Annotated in this window: 21 protein-coding genes, 1 rRNA gene and 1 pseudogene (1 of these 23 cut by a window edge); 17 read left to right on the top strand and 6 right to left on the bottom strand. The window is 37.4% G+C overall.

Translation table 11 applies throughout. The annotated features are described in order from the left end of the window. The first annotated feature begins 169 nt into the window (after positions 1–169). The 9 genes and pseudogenes from RCG25_RS10955 to RCG25_RS10995 all read left to right on the top strand — a co-directional run bounded on the left by RCG25_RS10955 (position 170) and on the right by RCG25_RS10995 (position 8,692). Positions 170–1,618, top strand: a complete 1,449-nt coding sequence (locus RCG25_RS10955) for a S1C family serine protease (protein WP_308083700.1) — start codon at positions 170–172, stop codon at positions 1,616–1,618. A gap of 45 nt (positions 1,619–1,663) precedes the next feature. Further along, positions 1,664–2,077 carry a hypothetical protein gene (locus RCG25_RS10960; protein ID WP_308083701.1) on the top strand — a complete coding sequence of 138 codons (414 nt, stop codon included), beginning with the start codon at positions 1,664–1,666 and terminating at the stop codon, positions 2,075–2,077. A gap of 96 nt (positions 2,078–2,173) precedes the next feature. Continuing rightward, positions 2,174–2,308 carry an RAxF-45 family protein gene (locus tag RCG25_RS10965; RefSeq protein ID WP_308083702.1) on the top strand — a complete coding sequence of 45 codons (135 nt, stop codon included), beginning with the start codon at positions 2,174–2,176 and terminating at the stop codon, positions 2,306–2,308. A gap of 345 nt (positions 2,309–2,653) precedes the next feature. Beyond that, positions 2,654–4,534, top strand: coding sequence for a ribosomal protection-like ABC-F family protein (abc-f, locus tag RCG25_RS10970; protein ID WP_308083703.1), 1,881 nt, complete (start codon positions 2,654–2,656; stop codon positions 4,532–4,534). A gap of 149 nt (positions 4,535–4,683) precedes the next feature. Next, on the top strand, positions 4,684–5,979 hold the full coding sequence (locus tag RCG25_RS10975) for a Na+/H+ antiporter NhaC family protein (protein WP_308083704.1): 1,296 nt from the start codon (positions 4,684–4,686) through the stop codon (positions 5,977–5,979). A gap of 115 nt (positions 5,980–6,094) precedes the next feature. Continuing rightward, positions 6,095–6,673, top strand: coding sequence for a YitT family protein (locus tag RCG25_RS10980; protein WP_308083705.1), 579 nt, complete (start codon positions 6,095–6,097; stop codon positions 6,671–6,673). A 125-nt stretch (positions 6,674–6,798) separates the two neighbouring features. Next, a pseudogene (locus RCG25_RS10985) lies at positions 6,799–7,477 on the top strand (response regulator transcription factor). After that, positions 7,470–8,582 (top strand): sensor histidine kinase, encoded by a 1,113-nt coding sequence (locus RCG25_RS10990; RefSeq protein WP_308083706.1) that lies wholly within the window; start codon positions 7,470–7,472, stop codon positions 8,580–8,582. The pseudogene RCG25_RS10985 and the gene RCG25_RS10990 overlap by 8 nt, the downstream one beginning before the upstream one ends. Next, complete coding sequence (locus RCG25_RS10995; protein WP_308084154.1) at positions 8,525–8,692, top strand: ATP-binding protein; 168 nt, start codon at positions 8,525–8,527, stop codon at positions 8,690–8,692. Before RCG25_RS10990 ends, RCG25_RS10995 begins: the two co-directional genes overlap by 58 nt. A gap of 143 nt (positions 8,693–8,835) precedes the next feature. Here the strand turns inward: RCG25_RS10995 and RCG25_RS11000 are convergent, their stop codons facing one another. From RCG25_RS11000 to RCG25_RS11015, 4 genes are all read right to left on the bottom strand, one after another. After that, positions 8,836–9,279 (bottom strand): hypothetical protein, encoded by a 444-nt coding sequence (locus RCG25_RS11000; RefSeq protein ID WP_308083707.1) that lies wholly within the window; start codon positions 9,277–9,279, stop codon positions 8,836–8,838. Positions 9,280–9,293: 14 nt separating this feature from the next. Beyond that, positions 9,294–10,103: an FAD:protein FMN transferase gene (locus RCG25_RS11005; protein WP_308083708.1), complete on the bottom strand. Its 810-nt coding sequence runs from the start codon at positions 10,101–10,103 to the stop codon at positions 9,294–9,296. 88 nt (positions 10,104–10,191) lie between these two features. Next, on the bottom strand, positions 10,192–10,440 hold the full coding sequence (locus RCG25_RS11010) for a hypothetical protein (protein WP_308083709.1): 249 nt from the start codon (positions 10,438–10,440) through the stop codon (positions 10,192–10,194). A 14-nt stretch (positions 10,441–10,454) separates the two neighbouring features. Next, a complete protein-coding gene (locus tag RCG25_RS11015; RefSeq protein WP_308083710.1) occupies positions 10,455–11,072 on the bottom strand; it encodes a stalk domain-containing protein in 618 nt (205 codons plus the stop codon). Positions 11,073–11,209: 137 nt separating this feature from the next. On the opposite strand from RCG25_RS11015, the gene RCG25_RS11020 reads away from it, so the two are divergent. Beyond that, complete coding sequence (locus tag RCG25_RS11020) at positions 11,210–11,716, top strand: mismatch-specific DNA-glycosylase (RefSeq protein ID WP_308083711.1); 507 nt, start codon at positions 11,210–11,212, stop codon at positions 11,714–11,716. A gap of 39 nt (positions 11,717–11,755) precedes the next feature. On the opposite strand, the gene RCG25_RS11025 is transcribed toward RCG25_RS11020, so the two are convergent. Then, on the bottom strand, positions 11,756–13,621 hold the full coding sequence (locus tag RCG25_RS11025; RefSeq protein ID WP_308083712.1) for a terpene cyclase/mutase family protein: 1,866 nt from the start codon (positions 13,619–13,621) through the stop codon (positions 11,756–11,758). An 81-nt stretch (positions 13,622–13,702) separates the two neighbouring features. Here RCG25_RS11025 and RCG25_RS11030 point away from each other — a divergent pair, with 81 nt between their 5' ends. From RCG25_RS11030 to RCG25_RS11055, 6 genes are all read left to right on the top strand, one after another. Next, positions 13,703–14,830 carry a DUF2515 family protein gene (locus RCG25_RS11030; RefSeq protein WP_308083713.1) on the top strand — a complete coding sequence of 376 codons (1,128 nt, stop codon included), beginning with the start codon at positions 13,703–13,705 and terminating at the stop codon, positions 14,828–14,830. Next, positions 14,757–15,209 carry a CBO0543 family protein gene (locus RCG25_RS11035; protein WP_308083714.1) on the top strand — a complete coding sequence of 151 codons (453 nt, stop codon included), beginning with the start codon at positions 14,757–14,759 and terminating at the stop codon, positions 15,207–15,209. Before RCG25_RS11030 ends, RCG25_RS11035 begins: the two co-directional genes overlap by 74 nt. A gap of 241 nt (positions 15,210–15,450) precedes the next feature. Beyond that, complete coding sequence (locus RCG25_RS11040; RefSeq protein ID WP_308083715.1) at positions 15,451–15,891, top strand: peptidylprolyl isomerase; 441 nt, start codon at positions 15,451–15,453, stop codon at positions 15,889–15,891. Between the two features lie 132 nt (positions 15,892–16,023). After that, complete coding sequence (locus RCG25_RS11045; protein ID WP_308083716.1) at positions 16,024–16,812, top strand: divergent polysaccharide deacetylase family protein; 789 nt, start codon at positions 16,024–16,026, stop codon at positions 16,810–16,812. 131 nt (positions 16,813–16,943) lie between these two features. Continuing rightward, entirely contained in the window at positions 16,944–17,699 is a 756-nt protein-coding gene (locus RCG25_RS11050) for an exodeoxyribonuclease III (RefSeq protein WP_308083717.1), read from the top strand. Positions 17,700–17,800: 101 nt separating this feature from the next. After that, positions 17,801–18,571, top strand: coding sequence for a class I SAM-dependent methyltransferase (locus RCG25_RS11055; RefSeq protein ID WP_308083718.1), 771 nt, complete (start codon positions 17,801–17,803; stop codon positions 18,569–18,571). A 47-nt stretch (positions 18,572–18,618) separates the two neighbouring features. On the opposite strand, the gene RCG25_RS11060 is transcribed toward RCG25_RS11055, so the two are convergent. Then, positions 18,619–18,756: a hypothetical protein gene (locus tag RCG25_RS11060; protein WP_308083719.1), complete on the bottom strand. Its 138-nt coding sequence runs from the start codon at positions 18,754–18,756 to the stop codon at positions 18,619–18,621. 346 nt (positions 18,757–19,102) lie between these two features. Between RCG25_RS11060 and RCG25_RS11065 the strand changes: the two genes are divergently transcribed. Further along, positions 19,103–19,653: ribosomal RNA gene (locus RCG25_RS11065) — 16S ribosomal RNA — on the top strand (it continues 984 nt past the right edge of the window).

Genomic DNA, 19,653 nt, shown 5'->3' on the forward strand with positions numbered 1-19,653 from the left:
TTGCCTGTCGGGGCTGAACAAGGCGCTTGCGCTTTTCTTATTGAAATTCATTGTTCTTTCTTACAAATTTTCAAAACCCGTTACAGATTGTTAATAATTTCTTAAGATTTGTCGGCTAAAGTATAGACAAGGTAAAAGAATTTAATATTCGAAAAGGAGATCGATTGTAATGGATCGTTTGAATGAAAATGAATTCGAAAGAAATGATTCTAACTCATCTGAGATGACTGAAAATATAAATGCAAGTGTTTCTACAGAATTTGAAAATAGAGAAGGAAATTCGAATGCGGTTGACGCGACTTTTGGTGCGAGGGGGAACGAATACGAGAGGGAAAATGTACAACCAATAAAATCTGAAAATGAAGCCCATGAAGTCATGCCCCCGATAAGCGAGCAGACTCGTCCTACCAATCAACCAAGGGGAGAAAATCGTAAGAAACGAAATGTAAAAGGGCTTGCTTCTACCCTGGCAGCAGGAATAGTTGGATCTGTTTTGACCTTGGCTGTTCTGCCACATACAGATTATTTAAAAAACCTATATCCAGATGTAGAAAATCCGCAAGTAAACACTGCGGGGCAGAGTGGAAATACTGTTTCATCAGTAAAATCCGTTACTGCGCAACCTACTGCTGCTTCATCAAATTCTATAGCAGATACAGTAGAAAAGATTTCAAAAGCAATTGTCGGTATCGTCAATTTCCAGCAACAGCAGAACAACTTTTACGAAAACCAAAATTCATCCCAAAGTGTGGAAAGTGGATCTGGTTCGGGTGTTATTTTTCAAAAAAATAAAGACATCGCTTATATTGTTACCAATAATCACGTTGTTGAAGGAGCATCAAAACTTGAAATTTCATTGTATGATGGAGAAAAGACAACCGCAGAAGTAGTTGGAACAGATGCGCTTACAGATCTTGCAGTATTAAAAATTGATGCCAAATATGTCACTTCAACAGCAGACTTTGGAGATTCATCTACACTTCGCCCAGGTGACCAGGTATATGCGATTGGAAATCCACTTGGCTTGAATCTCTCAAGAACTGTTACTCAAGGAATTGTTAGTGCAACTAACCGGAGTATTTCTGTCACTACTTCAGCAGGAAATTGGGATACAAATGTTATTCAGACTGATGCAGCGATTAATCCTGGGAACAGTGGAGGTGCATTAATCAATCCACAAGGACAGGTAATTGGTATTAATAGCTTAAAAATCTCAGAGAGCGGTGTAGAAGGATTAGGTTTTGCAATCCCTAGTAATGATCTCATTCCTATTGTGAATCAATTAATTAAAAATGGTAAGATTGATCGACCATACCTAGGAGTAGGACTTGCAGATTTAGAGGAAGTACCACAAATGTATTGGCAAAACCTACCGAATAATGTGAAAAAAGGTGTTATGGTTATGAACATTGATCCAAATTCTACAGCAGCAAAGGCAGGATTCAAACCAAAAGATATCATTGTATCAATGAATGGAAATGCCATTGCGAATTCATCTGATTTAAGAAAATATCTGTACTCAAAGGTTCAAACAGGTGATTCCATTAAATTTGAAGTATATCGTGACGGGAAGCTTATCACATTACATGCAAAATTAGTCAATAATAGTGGTGCATAATTAGAGGTAAAATAAGACCAATTAAAAGGGTCTTGAGGTGAAAACATGAATAGGGTCGGGAAATACGCGATCAGTGAAGTAGTCGATGATTTAGAGCTAATGAATATGGTTTTTGAACTCCCTGAAAAGGATAAAATGATTATGTGGTCGGAGGGCTATATCGATCATGTTATTGGAAAATTGCCCGAATATGCCCGTGACATCTTAGAGAATCGAAAAGAAAAGTGGGAAGACACGAAAGAATTTTACGAAAAAAACCTAGAAGAAATTGTAAACCAAAAGGAGTTCAAACAAATGCTAAAGGGTGAACGGAAGGAGTTCGCCCTTTTCGTAAAGCAGCAATATCCAGAATATCAATCATTGTTATTTCTAATTTACGATAGGAACTTAAAGGACGATGACTTGAGAAAGTTTGTATACCGGAGAAGGTTTGGAGCAAACAAACGGTATCTACATTAGGAGTTTTGCGGGAATAGTCTGAAAAAATAGGCTTGCAATTATTACGGAAAAAATTTACAATAGATTTAACTTGATTGGAAACGGAGGTGTAAAGAGATGAAACGTTCTATTTTTGTTCGCGTGCAATGGCTTGAAGCGCTTTATTTTTGTCGCGCGATTTTTCATGATGTGGTTTCCAAAGGGGGAAGTCTGCCCTTTTATAGAAACTGCATAATGAATTTAGAACGATAACACATCTCTTTACCCACAATAAATAGGTATAAGAGAGTGCATCGCCCGCACTCTTTTTTCATGCTTATTTTTAGGCCGCGGGAAGGTTAGATGCCCGTGGCCTTTTTATATAGGCTATGTTAAAGAACATTGTTGATTTTTATACCCTGTTGATTGGAGTGGAAGGCGCGAAGACTCCTGTGGGAGTACGGTTCAGGGGAGACCCCGCAGGCGTGAGCGCCGAGGAGGCTCGCCGAAACGCCCACGAACCGCTCGCGCCTGGAGCGGAAATCAACAGACAAATTCAACAAAGCCTTTATATAAAGAGAGTGTTCATCTTAATTATCTATTAAAAGGAGAATGAACATGATCATTTGTAGCGTAAATCATATAGCAAAATCCTATGGTGGAAATCTGATTTTTAAAGACGTATCATTTGAGATTCTTGAAGGATGCCGGATTGGACTCGTAGGCCGTAATGGTGGCGGAAAAACAACCTTAATGAAATTATTAGCTAATCAAGAAACAGTGGATGAAGGTGTCATCCATCGGAAAAAAGGGTTGAAAATTGGATATTTGGCACAGATTCCTGACTATAAAAGCCTAACAGTTAAGGAAGTTTTAAAAACTGCTTTTGCCCAATTAATAGATGTTGAAACAAAACTTCAACAATTAGAAATAGAAATGGGGCAGGAAATCGCTCCACCTCATTTGCAAAGGCTAATGGATCAGTATGGAAAACTTCAGGATGATTTTATAGTAAATGGCGGCTATGAAATGGACGCTCAATTGGAGCGGATTGCAAACGGCCTCAATATTACCAGACTCCTTGACAAAGACTTCTCATCTCTAAGCGGCGGCGAGAAAACGAAGGTTGGTCTTGGTTTAAGCTTACTGATTAATCCCGATCTCCTACTACTTGATGAACCAACCAACCATTTAGATCTTAAGGCAATTGAATGGCTGGGAACATTCCTTAATGAATTTAAGGGAACAATCATTCTTATCTCGCATGACCGTTACTTTTTAGATGAAGTAGTTAATAAAGTACTGGAAATGGAAGATGGAGAAGTTGATTTGTACCATACGAATTTCAGTGGTTATGTAAAGGAGAAAGAAGAGAGGTTATTAAGAGAATTTCAGGAGTATCAGGAACAACAACGAAAAATTAAGAAAATGAAAGAAGCGATTAAGCGGCTTCGCGATTGGGCCAATCGATCCAATCCTCCGAGTGCTGCACTTCATAAACGTGCAACCAATATGCAAAGGGCACTTGACCGAATCGAAAAACTAGAACGTCCGAAGATTGATGTGAAGAAAATGGCGATCGACTTTGAGGCCAATGACCGCAGCGGGAAAGATGTAATCGTCCTTGAGGAGGTATCTAAGGCATATGGTAATCGCACCCTTTTCGAAAATGTAAACATGTTTGTTCAATATAAAGACCGAGTGGCGATTGTCGGTGAAAACGGAACGGGAAAATCGACGTTATTAAAAATGATATTAAAGCAAATGGAAGCAGATAAAGGAATTGTCAAGGTAGGAAGCAATGTTAAATTGGGCTATTTATCACAGCATGTCTTTGGGGATATTGGTGATGAATCGTTAATTGACGTTTTTCGATCTGAAGTTGTGGTAAACGAAGGAGAAGCACGTCATATTTTAGCCCGATTCTTGTTTTACGGACCGGCTGTATTTCGGAAAGTAAATCTGCTTAGCGGTGGTGAGAGAATGAGGCTAAGATTGGCGCAGTTGATGTATCAGGATATCAATCTGCTGATATTGGATGAACCAACGAACCATTTAGATATTGATTCGTGTGAAGTACTTGAAGAAGCACTTGAACAATTTAACGGTACGATTTTAGCTGTTTCCCATGACCGTTATTTCCTTAATAAATTATTTAACAAAATCTATTGGCTTCAGAATGGTAAAATTCACTTTTTTGATGGAAATTACAACTGGGCAAAAGAGAAATTGCTGGAATTTGAAACAAAACAAGTTTATAAATCACCCACCATTACTCCAAAAGCACCTCTACAAGGAAAAATAGGAGAAGAAAAGGATACGCTGAAGGTGGATGACATCGAGGAGAGAATAGAGAAAATTGAATCGGAGCTACACCAGCTTAAAAAAATGCTTGAGGAAGAAAGCGAGCTCAATTCCCTGCAAAAAATTTATTTGGAAATAGAGAATAAGGAAAATGAACGAGACCAACTATACACCTTGCTTGATGAAGTTGTGTAACCTTTTAGGATGTATGGGGCCGCTAATTTATGCGGCTCTATTTTTTTTGATAGGGACTTTTCGATTGCCGAAATTTTTCTTATAATTAGTAATGTTCTTTATATGAAAGCGGTGATCTTATCGAAGCTAAATTTACTGTCACGCAAGTTTTGTTACTACTTATTGTTACAATTTCAGGGGTCATCTGGTCTGTCAGTTTTCATTACCCTCTTGTTGCTGGTTTTTTTCCGGGATATGTAATATTAGTCGTACTTGCAAGAAAAAAATATAACTCTTTAAGAGTTATACTTCAAATTAGTGTAACAGGAATCCAAAAAACAAAAATTGTCATTATTATCCTTTCTTTAGTTAGTCTTTTACTACCTTCATGGTATTTAGCAGGCACGATTGATCAGATGGTTAAGATTGCACTTTACCTAATTAATCCACACCATTTCATTTTTCTATCATTCCTGGTCGCCATGTTTTTCTCGATGCTTCTTGGTACAACAGTTGGTACGTTAAGTGCGATTGGCATCCCTATTTTAGGCACTGCTGCAGTCCTTCACCTTCCAATTGAAATAGTCGCAGGTGCATTGGTGTCTGGTGCTTTTGTTGGCGATCGAACATCGCCGTTTTCAAGCAGTCATCAATTATTATCACATACTGTTGAAGTGCCGGTAAAAAAACAGTGGAAAGCTATGCTATTGACTACGATTATAGCCATAGGAATTTGTTTTAGTTTATATGGTCTTTTTGACTTGCTTTATTCAAACAAGTTAGTAATAAAATCCCATACATTTGTTTGGGGTGAACTTTCTTTAATTACTTTTATTCCACCTCTTGTATTAATCGGATTTGTGGTTTGTCGCTTAAGTATTATTTATGCATTCCTTTCTAGTATTCTATCAGCAGCAATTATTGCTTTAGTAAAAGGGATTGCTTTTTCAAAGATAACTTCAGCCTGTTGGTTCGGAATTGATGGTCTGGGTGGAGGATTTTCTCATATGTTTGAATTACTGCTATTTCTCGTATTGGCGGGGGCTTATAATGGATTGTTAGAAGAGTTGAATGTCATTCAGCCTTACTTAGATCAGTGGCTTCAGTCTTCCCGTTCATTGATGAGTGATACAGTTAAAACACTTCTGGCAACATTACTAATCAGTGTAATAGCTGCTAATCAAACACTACCAATCATCTTAACTGGGAGATCTTTTTTACCACATTGGTCAAATAAGTATGGAAAAGAAGAGCTAGTAAGGGTGATGGGTGATTCAACGATGTTATTTCCAGGGATGGTCCCGTGGAGTGTTCTTGCCATCATGTGTAGTACGATTGTTGGTATCCCCTTAAGTGAATACCTACCATATGCATTCTTTTTATGGGGATTGCCATTTCTAACCCTCTTATCCTCATTTTTGAAACAAGTCCTTTTACGTAAAGGAAAAAATGCTGTAACTATTTAAAACGAGGTCATATTGGCTTCGTTTTTTTGTTAATCAAAGGTCTCAATCCGATTGAATGATTTCCCTGTTCCTATCATATAAGTGATAATAAAGAATTTGGACAAGGAATGATTATATGATTAATAAATTGGCTATTATCGGATTCGGCAGTACTATGCTAGGAATAGGTATTAATGGTTTTATTCTTCCTTTTCATTTAATTAATGGAGGACTCTTTGGTGTAAGCCTGTTAATAAAGTATTTATTTGGTTTTAAAGCGGGAATTATTTTTATTCTTCTAAATATCCCTGTTTATATGTTTGCTTATAAATCCGATCGAATGTATTTTTTCAACGGATTACTGGGTGCAATCCTATCTGGATTTATGATTGAATTATTTTTTCCTTTAAATGGAATATTCCATTTACCCATTTTAAGTAGTGTAATTGTTGGGTCAATTATCATTGGAATAGGTGTGGGAGTCATGCTAAGAAACCATATTAGTCCAGGTGGCATGGATTTACTTGCACTATTAATTTCTAAGTGGTCTAAAGTAAATGTAGGTATCATTATGGTATTGATGGATGGCATGATCATTCTAACTGGGCTTGTTCTTCTCCAAAATGCTAGACTTCTTTATTCGTTGATTATCATTACAATTGTAGGTCTTTTTGCCACGATTATTACTTCCTATCGTAGAATTCATATACTTTAGGATTCAGATAATCACTCTAAAGGACAATAATAAGTCTATACAGTTTGTTCACGCTTTTTTCACTCCATTTTCAGAAAAGCTTGATATGATTAAGATAATTGGATATCTCGAAATGGGGTGACGTATTGAATATTCTGCTAGCGGAGGACGATGTTCGACTAGGGAAGTTAATGTCCCACTTACTGAAAAAGGAGTTCCACCGTGTAGATTGGGTAAAAAAATGGCCTAGACGCTTATGACCATGCCAGAATGGAGATTTATGATGTTGTGATTCTCGACTGGATGTTACCTGGAGAAAATGGTCATTCTGTATGTAAAAGATTGCGTGAAAGAGGGGTTCAAAGTGGAATCTTATTTGTTACGGCTAAAGATGCTAAAAATGATATCGTTTCGGGTCTAGATTCAGGTGCGGATGATTATATTGTTAAGCCTTTTGAATTTAATGAGTTAATAGCAAGAATTCGGGCGATTAGCCGAAGAAAAAATAAACCTCTCGAAGTGATCGTTTCCATGGATGATTTCACTTTAAACCTACATACCCATGAACTTATTCGAGGTAACACCGTAATTGAACTAACTAAAAAGGAATACCATCTTCTTGAATTATTAATGCGTAATCAAAATCAAGTGATGACAAGAGAAATTTTGTTCGAAAAGCTGTGGGGGTATGACACAGAAGTGTCTGATAATGCTTTAGATGCTTTGGTTAAGTTAGTTCGAAAAAAAATAGATTTGCCTGGTAAACCTTCATTTATCCAAAACGTTCGTGGAATCGGATATAAAGTGAGACATTCGGATGTTTAAGCAGGTTCGAACAAAACTAACCATTAGTTATACGTTATCACTCGTCATCATACTTATTTTGTTTATTGGCTTGTTATATCTTTTAATTTCACATGAAATAAATGAAAAACAAAGAAAAGACCTTACCAATTATTATGCCAAAGAGAAAGCAGAAATGATTGAGGAACTATATGAAAGAGACCACCATGGCTTGGAATATGAACCTAATCGATCAATCTTCTATTATGTGTACAATAAACAGGGTGAGTTTGTATTTGGGGAGGAAACCATTCAAACCTTCTCCAATTGGCTTAATCAAAATAAAGGAATAGGTGGAGAGTCATTTTCTCAAAGAATAACGTGGAAACAACGTCACCTACTTTTTATTAAAGAACCACTTGAAAGCTATGGATATATCATACTTGGTATGGATATTACGAGCGAGAATCACCTAATACAAAATATTACTTGGACTTTGGTTGTGTTAACTCTAATGTTTAGTCTTTTATATGCCTTTCTAGGCTATTATTTTGCTGGACAAGCCATAAAACCAATAAAAAGTGCCTTTCAGAAGCAAGAAAAATTTGTTTCAGATGCCTCGCACGAGTTAAGGACGCCACTTAGTATTTTTTATAGCTCAATTGATTTGCTTTTAAAAGAGGAAGAGAAAAACTTAAGCAACTATGGTATAGAAGTTCTCCAGGATGTTAAAACAGAAGCAAACCTAATGAGCAATTTAATTAATAGTCTCTTAGAGTTAGCTAGAAGTGACAATAACCAATTGATTTTAGACATGAAGAGGGTTCATTTGTCTGATTTATTGTTTTCTATTTATACAAGGTTTTCTAGAAAAATAACTACTCAAATTCAATTTGTGCAAAATATCCAAAATAGTGTTTATCTCATTTGTGATGCAATACGAATTCAGCAATTGCTTTACATTTTATTGGATAATGCCTTGTGTTATACAAAAGAAGGAATGATTACTCTTTCCTTAAAAATAGAAGGAAATAAAAGGATTCTGTTGAGGATACAGGTAGTGGCATTTCATCTGAGGATGCTCCATATATTTTTGACCGTTTTTATCGAGCAGATTTATCAAGAGAAAAGGGAGGCTCTGGGTTAGGACTTTCTATTGCGAAATCGATTGTTCACGCTCATAACGGAAAAATTTATGCCAACAGTACTCCGGGTGTTGGCAGCGTGTTTACGGTTATATTTGAGGAAAAAAAATAAACGGCAGCCAAATTCTGCCGTCTTATCTTTTCATATCCTTTGTTTTAGGAGTCTGTTTAATCATAATTGCTTCCATGATTCTAATAAATAGAAGCAAGATAACAAATGAACTGGAAGTTAGGTAGATAACTAATGCCCAGCTTTTAGAAGAATCGGTCCCAATTGTCAGTCCATGCATAAGCATAAATATCCATGCAGGGATTACTGCGAGATGGATTTTTTTCCATTTTCGGCTCCTCGGATTTTTTTATAAAAAAATCCGAGGAGCCTAATACTATTAAAAATAGGTAAAATGAAAGTGTTCCAAGTGCTGAATACAAAGGTTTGTTATTTGCGTAAAAAGGTAGGAGAAGTTCACTTAAAGAATAAGGAACATACTGATCACGCCAAATTAGGATAATGTGAAAAATAATAGTTAGCATTCCGTACCAGCCACTAGTTTGATGGTACGATAGCAGAGTAGCTTTCTTTTTTTTCATTATAGAATAGGAGCTAAATAAGCCAATTATTAGAGATAGAGTAAGAAAATAAAAGGCTAAAAACCCAGAAGCACGTATCAACGCCCAAACCGAGAGATATTCACTCATTGCCCGGTCCTCCTTTATCCAGTCAGTATTCTTCCTTGATTACTTACTAGTAGATAAGAACAGCTTAGATTTAATTTTTGTAAATGATTCTTAATTAAAGCTTGATCCACCATAAGACTTACTTTGGCACCTACCTCTGCTTCAAGGAGGTTATTGGAAATAACTGTCGCTTGTATAATACCGTTGTCTGCAGGTATACCTGTTTGTCCATTTAAGATATGGTGTTTGCGTATTGATCCTTGCATCCAGCCTCGAAAAATAACATTGGAGGTAGCGATGCCTCCATTTTTTATATTGAAATGGGCAAATTCCTCCTCATTATGATAGGGATCGCTCACTCCAATTCTCCAAACCCTACTGCCATCAGACCATACTGTAATATCCCCACCACCATCCACTATTCCAGCTACTGATCTACCTATGTTTTTTAACCATTGAGCTGCTGCTTGAACGGTATATCCTTTTCCAATTCCACCAAGGTCTATTTGCCCTTCAGCTACACGCAAAACAGTTTGGTTTTTCGAATTAATCAGGAAAGGTGGCTGTTCTTCTTCGGAAACTAGAGAATATAATTGGTTTTGTTCGGAGCCTACATCAAATGGAAAGGATTGTTCATACCCATGATATTGCATCTGTAATGAAAGATAGGGAGAAAAGAGTCCCCTCGTTTTCTTGCGAAAAGCTTCTGCTTGTTTTAGGACGTCGAATAGAGGGTCAGATAGACTCATTTCCTCACCTACCTTCAATTGGTTTAAACGATCCAATTCATTGTCTTTTCGAAACCTTGACCATTCATATTCCACATAGCGGACCCATTCTTCCATTACTATCTTCCAAGTTGAAATCTTACAATTAGAGATTGCAAAATAAAAATTTGTGTTCATAGCATCAAATGACAATGTTTCTAGCCCTTCATGATCTCCGTGTATTCCTATCACTTTGCATCACGCTTTCTGAGACAACTGCTCCATTAATTGAAAAATTGGACCAATCTAGCTGTGCAAATTCTTTTTCTTCATTGCTCATCGATTTATAGATGATTGTTTCTGAGTTTGGCAACCCCTGACTCGGTTGATTGACACTTATTTGACTGATTACAAATGCTGAAAGGGCAGTCCCGGTAATCCCAAGGACCCATTTTGATTGATTTGATTTATTCACCTATGTCACGCTCCTTATTGAATTTGTTGTAATTCCATGACTTTTTGAGTATTGTTCCATTTAATACGATAGCCGAAGGCGTTTGCAGCAACGGAAATTGGTAGATAAACTGTATTTTCATAGGCTACAGCTTGAATTGGCATCGGAGTTTTGAACCTATTTTCAAAAACTGCGTTTGATCCTGCTTTAACAATCAGCTCAATATTTCCTTTAGATAGAACGGATATCTCACTATATGGATAGAATGCAGCCTTTGCTCCAATTGCTTTTGCTATTTCATTTGCTGGAATTAGGATCTGTCCATCTTGAGGAATCATATAAATTACTATTTTGTTTTGATTGATGATGACAGGAACCTCTGTAGGCTCTGAAATAGGAAGTGGTTTATTAGGATTGTTGCTTGGTTGCCTTGACCATAAATTCCAAAATTCTATTTGTTGTTTTTCACTTATAGGGACGTCCCATTCATCCTCATTATTATCATCCTCATCTTCATCTTCTTCTTGATAATATTCTTGTCTATCCTCCTCGTCATGGTCTTCGCCATCATCTGCTATGACACTTGTTCCAATTGAAAGTAATGGTAGTATGACTGCAAGTAAAATTGTGAAATGTCTCCATTTTTCTTTCACATTCCATACCTCCTTCTATCTTTGTTTGCAGTTTAGTCCATGACTCTGAAAAGAAACTGAAAACAGTATGGTAAAATAAAAAAACAACCATTTTTTAATGAAGTGAAGAGATAATTAAAAGACGAAGGTGAAGTAGAATGAAACCTGTTAGTGACCACTTAAAGGAAGAATTAAGCATCCTGTTTGTAGGTTTTAACCCAAGTATCCGCTCTAGTGAGGTAGGGCACCACTATGCTAATCCAAATAACCGGTTTTGGAGAATTTTATTCGAAGCGGGGATTACCCCACGGAAATTTGAGGCAGAGGAAGATGCAGACCTTTTAGAATTTGGGTACGGGTTAACCAATATTGTCCAACGACCAACGAAAGCAGCGGATGAAATAACGAAGGATGAGTACGAAGAGGGAAGAAAAATATTAAAACGGAAAATCGAACAACTTAAACCAAAACTAGTTTGCTTTGTTGGAAAGGGTGTATACCAGCAGTATAGCGGTTGTAAGGCCGTACCATGGGGCGCTCAAAAGGTGTGTGTCGTACCAGGAACAATTGATTTTGTAGCTCCATCTTCGAGCGGACTAGTTAGAATGAAAATGGATGAAATTGTAGAGATCTATAAACAGTTGACTAAATTAATCGTTAAATAAAAACATCGACGGAAATAGTTTACCGTCGATGTTTTATTTTTAGGTGCCAAATTTTTTATGATAGTGTGACAGGGCTAAGAGTGGGAAAATATAGCGATAACTATGGTAGTGAATATATAACCCCCCCGCCATTCCTTGTCCTTTTGGATAAGAAGTAGTCCAATCTTCTTTTTCGAGTGATTCAAGTAAATAGTTGATCCCTCTTTTTATATCAGATGTTGGTTTTTTCGAGGCAGAAATTAACGCGTCTAGTGCCCAGGAAGTATGTGTTAATGTGCTTGCATTTAATGGGATATACGTCTTCTTACTATCACTATGGCATGATTCTCCCCAACCCCCATCCGTATTTTGAATCTCATGTAACCAAGTGACACCTCTTACAATAGAAGAATGATTGGAAGGAACCCCTGCGGATAATAACCCCGTAACTGCTGCCCACGTTCCGTAAATGTAACAAATCCCCCATCTACCATACCAAGAGCCATCCTTTCCCTGATTTCGTAGCAGCCAGTTAACTCCTTGTTTGATAGAAGTGTGGTTGTTGGAAAGGGTTGTATAATTTCCGAAAAATTCAAGTGTTCGGCCCGTGAGATCGGCACTTGAAGGATCAGCAATCAAAAACTCTGCTTTCTCTATCGGAAGAAACTGTAGTAGTTTAGAATTGGTGTTCCTTTCAAAGGCTGGCCAGCCTCCATCATCATTATGCATGGACAAGACCCAATTAATTCCTCGGTCCCAGGCCGCTCCTTCGGATGGTACCATTCTAGATAGTGATCGTAAAGAAGCTGTTGTATCATCGACATCAGGATTAATTGTATTTACATCGGAAAAACCCCAGCCCCCTGGCATGGTTCTAGGGTTATGGACCACCCAATCTCCGAATTTATCTTGCTGTCGTTCAAGAAGATATTGATTGGCCTTTTGAACCATCGCGTCGCTTACGGTAATCCCCGCTGATTGTAAGCTATAGCTTATCAAAGAAGTGTTCCACACATTGGCAGTTGTATATTGCATATGTGGCTTTCCATTAATTTCGCATTGCATCGACTTAATTCCGGCTATTGCCTTTGTAATAATTGGGTCGCTCTTTTTGTATCCAAGAGACAATAGAGCAAAAATCATTAAAAAAGTACTGCTGTAATAGCTATAAAAGGTGCCGTCAGGCTCAATTCGGTCAAGCATATACTTTTTCGCTCGATCAAGGGCCAATTGGTGAAGCTGTTCGGGTAAGCCGAGTAAACTTTTCACACCTTCCTCAATAAACGAGTATAAAGAACGATAGTCTTGTGAGCGGCTCCATTCGTTTTTACTATTTCGTTGTAAATATAAATGAGATAGGTCGGGACTGTACTGCGTTTTTATTGAAAACTGCTTATCTGTTAATATCATGATTGGAGTAAGGTTAGCCCTTCCGAAAATTGAAAAGGAATAATAATTAATAGGAAAGTTTAAGGGTAATAGGATTACTTCAATGGGGAGTAGAGAATAGGCAGGCCACTTGTATTGTCCCGTTATTGCGAGCATTATTTTTGTGAACATACTAACTTCTTCTAAACCGCCTTTAGATAATATGAATTTTTGGGCTGTCATTAGCCGTTTGTCCTCTTTATCAATCAGTCCCGAATATAACAAAGAATAGTAGGCTTCAACCGTTGCTGATAGGTTCCCGTCACCTTCATCATAAAAAAGTTTCCAGGCTCCATTTTTTTCTTGTTTGTTAATAATTCTCTTAACCAAACCCTGAATTAATTCTTCATCATTTATTGACAGTGTCCGTAATAAAATGATGGTATAAGCATCAGTTGAAATACCTGTCTCAAAAGGGTAATTCCATGAGCCATTGGGAGATTGATCTTGTCTAAGCTGTCTAACAATCCAGTCTATGCCCTTACTTATATCAGTCATTACTGATTCACATTCCTCTCCCTAAATTTTTTCTAATTTATACATATTCTCATCTTGTCAAGAGAATTCGTAAGGGAGGTAATGTATATTTTATTTACAAGAAATCGAGAGAAAACGGTGATAGAAGGCATAACCCAAGAATTAAAAAAGAAAAAGCATCTTCCGCACTCTACGTATAAGCTAATAAAAAGCGATCAAGCCCTTTTAGAAAAAATTAGAACCAAGACACAAGAAATGAATGTCAACAATTTGACTAGAACAAAGGCCTATCTTGACTTTTACCTTAAATATCCTGAAATACATTGGGCGTTCCTTGGTCACATGGTCTCCCGTAATGGTGGATGGAATATGACTGACCTACAAGGGGAATTTCTACCTCGGTTGATGCAAAAAAGAGAAAGAGATGTGTTTTTTAATTTTCTAGAAAGGGGGAATTGGCTTATTTTTCAAGACGCTTATCCGCAATTTTTGCTTTACGAGGAAGGTTTGAAACAAAATAAGCCATTGTTTTATTTATTTTCTTATTTGAATATCTCCATCTTCATGGAAACGATTTGGAATAATTTTTGGAGAACAAAAGAAACCTCGACACTTACTATTGCTATGGTAATAAATGAACAAAGCTATCTAGAAAAAAGAGTAGTTCAAAACCCATACTATCAGAAAAGTGTTTTAAATAAACTTGAATTTTTATTACAGGACTGGCTTTCCTTTAACCACATTCTCTTTCCATATGGAAAAAGAAATTTATTGGGACAGACCCTTCATCAGTTCGAATCACTGAATGAGCGGATTTTACTTGGAAAAAAGTTATATACTTTACTTTTTAGAAATGAACAAACTTTGAAACAGTCAGTTGAATGGGCGAAAAATCATCCGCATACAGGCTCAAGAAAAGATTATTGGCCTCATATCTTTAATAATGTAAATGAGGGCATACCTGGATTTGCCTATCAACTTCGCTTAAAATCCTGCCAACTCAAATCGAAGGCGAGGAAAATTTATAGCCCTTCTTTAGAAAATTCGTGGAAAAATGTAAATCATGATGAAGCGGAAAAGGGTGATTGGTTTACTGATTGGCGAGTGGTAAATTATTTAACGGAAAAAGATGAAATGATTAACGGGGAGATTAAAGATGAATACTGTAAAACACTTGAACGGCTCGAGCTTGCAGCTCTTGCCAAAAAAGCGATTCACTTTTTGGAGTAAGCAATATTTTGCATGCATAGTGTTTGCTTCTTTGCTTGGATCCTACATGGATTTATATTTTGTTGGAAAGCAGTTGTATAAATTCCCAATAAGACCATTCCCAGAAATTTTTCCAATCAATATTGTATTTACATTAGTTGGTTTGCCTATCCTTGTTATTATTTTTTTACGATCTATTTCACGGGTAAATAAATGGGGGAGAGCAGGAATCATTCTTTTTGTAAGTTTGTTGATGTCTGTATTTGAAAAATTAGCAGAAGTATTAGGTTTATTCGTCCATTCAGCAAGGTGGGAACACATTTACACATTTTTTGGTTATTTGTTTTTCTTAACTGTAATTTCTTTTTATCATGATTGGATAGAAAAAACTAAAGATTAAATACAAAGGCCGGAACAATTGTCCCGGCCTTTGTGATGCCGACAAATGTGGCACCAGCCCCTTCCGTCCGTACAGTGGTTAAGTGTCCCGCAACAAGCGAATGTTCGGAAGGGGTAATGATATTTTAACACAAAGTAATTGAAAATATAAATAGGCGATGCGAAAATGAGGTACCAAACTTTCTTTTATTTTTCAAAAAGTGTATGATAAAAATGATTTTTACATAAAGGAGTGTTTTTTAATGGCTAAAAAAGGATACATATTGATGGAAAACGGAGAAAAGATTGAATTTGATTTATTCCCGAACGAAGCTCCTGGCACAGTAGCTAACTTTGAAAAATTAGCAAACGAAGGCTTTTACAATGATGTAGTCTTTCACCGAGTTATTCCTGGTTTTGTAAGTCAGGGAGGAGACCCAACTGGTACTGGTATGGGTGGTCCTGGATACACAATCAACTGTGAAACAGAAGGAAATCCACACAAGCATGTTCCTGGCTCTTTATCAATGGCTCATGCAGGTAGAAATACAGGTGGTAGCCAATTCTTCATCGTTCATGAATCTCAGCCGCATTTAAATGGTGTTCATACAGTATTTGGTCAAGTGACAACAGGTCTTGAAACAGCAAAGGCAATGAGAAATGGCGATAAAATGGTAGAAGTTAAGGTATATGACGAAGAATAAATAATGAGGGGGGACTATCCAAGTCCTCCTTTTTTATTGTCTAAAAATCAAACCATGAAAAATTTCAAAAGTTGTGGTAAGCAGACAAAGGAACGGGCAAATTAACTTCAAAGTTTACTTTTGGGGGTTGTCATGAAAAATTTTGCTCTAGTTCTTATCCCAGCCATATTTCTTACGTTTCACTCAAATGCCCGAGCAGAAAATAAAGAACCACTGAAACAATTCAAGGCGTCAATTATTATTGACGATTTTGGCGGAGGTACGGGTGGTGTACGGGATTTCTTAGAAGGAGAGATTCCAATAACCGCAGCAGTCATGCCTTTCACTGAAAACTCAAAGCTACATGCCGAATGGGCTCATAAAAATGGTTTTGAAGTGATGATTCATTTACCTATGGAACCGAAAAGAGGAAAAAGGTCTTGGCTTGGTCCCAAGCCGATTACGGTCGATCTTTCACCTAAAGAGGTACGGAAGAGGGTAATAGAGGCGGCTAAGAGTGTACCGTATGCAGTAGGTCTTAATAATCATATGGGCTCGCTCGCCGTTGAAAATGAAGAAATCGTCCGTGCAATTGTTGAAGTAGCAAAAGAAAGAAAACTGTATATAATTGATAGCGGTACAAGCCCGAAATCGAAATTTCCAGAGATTGCAAAGGAACTTGGTGTACCACTTCTAAAAAGAGATGTATTTTTAGATGATATTTCTTCATCTTCATATGTGCATAAACAAATGATCCGGTTGGCTAGGGTTACCGAAATCCAAGGTAAAGGCATTGCCATTGGTCACGTTGGGGTAACGGGGAAGGTATGTTCTGTTGGTGTTTTCAATTCTGTTGAGGAATTTAAAAAACGAAATATAAAAATAGTCCCTGTCTCTGAGTTGTTTTCTGGTAAATTAACTGAACAGTATTTTCTACCATGATTGAAAGGCACCCTTGAAAGGTGCCTATTTATATTTCAATACGTAGTTCTTTCCCTAAGCAACCCAAGCTGGTAAAATGACATCTACAAACATTACAATGACATAAGCTAGCAAGGGAGAAGGAATTATATATGAAATTAGTTTCATGGAACGTGAACGGGTTAAGAGCCTGTGTAAAAAAGGGATTTTTGGACTATTTTCAGGAAGTAGATGCAGATATCTTCTGTGTACAGGAAACAAAACTACAGGAAGGTCAAATTGACCTTGGGTTAGAGGGATACCATCAGTACTGGAATTATGCGATAAAAAAAGGATATTCAGGTACTGCGGTGTTTACTAAAATGAAACCCTTGACTGTAAGATACGGGGTAGGTTCTGATGAAGGTGAAGGGGAAGGAAGGATACTTACATTGGAGTTTGATAACTTCTTCTTGGTAAATGTATATACACCAAACTCGCAAAGAGATCTTGCGAGAATCTCCTATCGTTTAGATTGGGAGGACCGCATTTTTCAACATTTGAAGGAATTGAACGAAGTAAAGCCAGTTATTTTATGTGGGGATTTGAATGTTGCTCATCAAGAAATTGACTTGCGCAATCCAAAATCTAACATTGGTAACTCTGGATTTACAGATGAAGAACGGGGGAAAATGACTGCATTACTTCAAGCTGGTTTTGTAGATAGCTACCGCCATTTTTATCCCGACCAAGAGGGGGCTTATACATGGTGGTCATACATGAATAAAGTCCGTGAAAGGAATATAGGATGGAGAATCGATTACTTTATCGTATCTGACACATTGCGAGAGAGATTAAGGCTGGCTGATATTCATTCAGATATTATGGGAAGCGACCATTGTCCCGTAGTATTAGAAATTCATGAATAATCATAACAATTTCTTATTGCAAATCATAAAATAACCGTTATTTTCTTTATAGAGTATGTGTTTTATAGTCTATTTAAGAAGGAAATGACGGAGGTATAAAAATGGATACTAAAAGAGATGTGCAACAGCAGTTTGGCAAAAGTGCCGACGCTTATGTAAGCAGCCCAATTCACAAAGAGGGCAAAGACCTGCAAAAACTATTGCAAATGGTGACCTGCACAGGAGAAGAAGAATTACTTGATGTGGCAACAGGTGGTGGACACACAGCAAATGCCTTTGCTTCGATAGTAAAAAATATTACAGCAGTTGATCTGACACCAAAGATGCTTGTTGCTGCAGAAAATTTTACAAAGGGAAATGGACATCAAAATGTTCGGTTCTTACAAGCGGATGCGGAGAACCTTCCATTTTCAAATGAAGCATTTGATATTGTAACCTGTCGGATAGCACCGCACCATTTTCCAAATGTAAATCAGTTTATTGAAGAAGTGTATCGTGTACTTAAACCAAATGGACAATTTTTACTCGATGATAATGTCGTTCCGGAAGAGGATCTCTTTGATCATTTCTATAATGCTATTGAAAAAAGAAGAGATTACAGCCATTTCAGAGCTTGGAAGAAAAGCGAATGGCTTCGTATGCTTGAATTAGCGGGTTTTGAAATATATGAATGGCATCGGTTTGAAAAAACATTTCGGTTTGACCCTTGGTGCAATCGTATGAATTTATCACAAGATGAAAAAGATAAACTATCTGAATACATTCAAGGGTCAGATCCGAAAGTAAAAGATAAATTTCGAATTGTTATTGAAGAAAATCAAGTTGTTTCTTTTCAAGGGGAAGCAATCGTTTTAAAAGCAATTAAAAGATAAAAAAAGCCATTTGCAAGCTTCTGATCTTGCAAATGGCTTTTAAATGGTTAAATGTCGTTAAGTGCTGTTCCGATTACATCAAATTCAGGTAACTTTTCACTTTGAGTTGAGTTCTCTAATGAACCTTGGTCTGAAGAATTCGTAAATCCACTTTCTTCTTCTTTTTTATGAGAATACGTACTCATTATAGAAACACTCCTTTACGACATGATTTACTAAATATTTTTTCCTATATATTAATTTCTAACCATGATAGAAATTAATTGTTGACGATATGCCTCTGGGGTAGTATTATAAATCTTGTCGCTGCTACGAATTGATGTAGTTTACTTAAAAAAAGGTAAAAAAACAATTCAAAAGAAGTTGACATTACAGCATTTGTTATGCTAGAATAACAAATGTCGCTGATTGATAGATTAATAGAAAAAGCGAAATTGTTCTTTGAAAACTAAACAAACAAAAACGTCAACAAACAAAAATTATTAGTTTCTTATGAAACTAAGCCAACGTAACAAAATGAGCTAATCAACTTTCTTGGAGAGTTTGATCCTGGCTCAGGACGAACGCTGGCGGCGTGCCTAATACATGCAAGTCGAGCGAACCACTTCGGTGGTTAGCGGCGGACGGGTGAGTAACACGTGGGCAACCTGCCTGTAAGACTGGGATAACACCGGAAACCGGTGCTAATACCGGATAATCCTTTTTCTCTCATGAGGAAAAGCTGAAAGTCGGTTTCGGCTGTCACTTACAGATGGGCCCGCGGCGCATTAGCTAGTTGGTGAGGTAACGGCTCACCAAGGCGACGATGCGTAGCCGACCTGAGAGGGTGATCGGCCACACTGGGACTGAGACACGGCCCAGACTCCTACGGGAGGCAGCAGTAGGGAATCTTCCACAATGGACGAAAGTCTGATGGAGCAACGCCGCGTGAGCGATGAAGGCCTTCGGGTCGTAAAGCTCTGTTGTTAGGGAAGAACAAGTACCGGAGTAACTGCCGGTACCTTGACGGTACCTAACCAGAAAGCCACGGCTAACTACGTGCCAGCAGCCGCGGTAATACGTAGGTGGCAAGCGTTGTCCGG

Source organism: Neobacillus sp. PS2-9 (genome assembly GCF_030915525.1).
GTDB lineage: Bacteria > Bacillota > Bacilli > Bacillales > Cytobacillaceae > Neobacillus.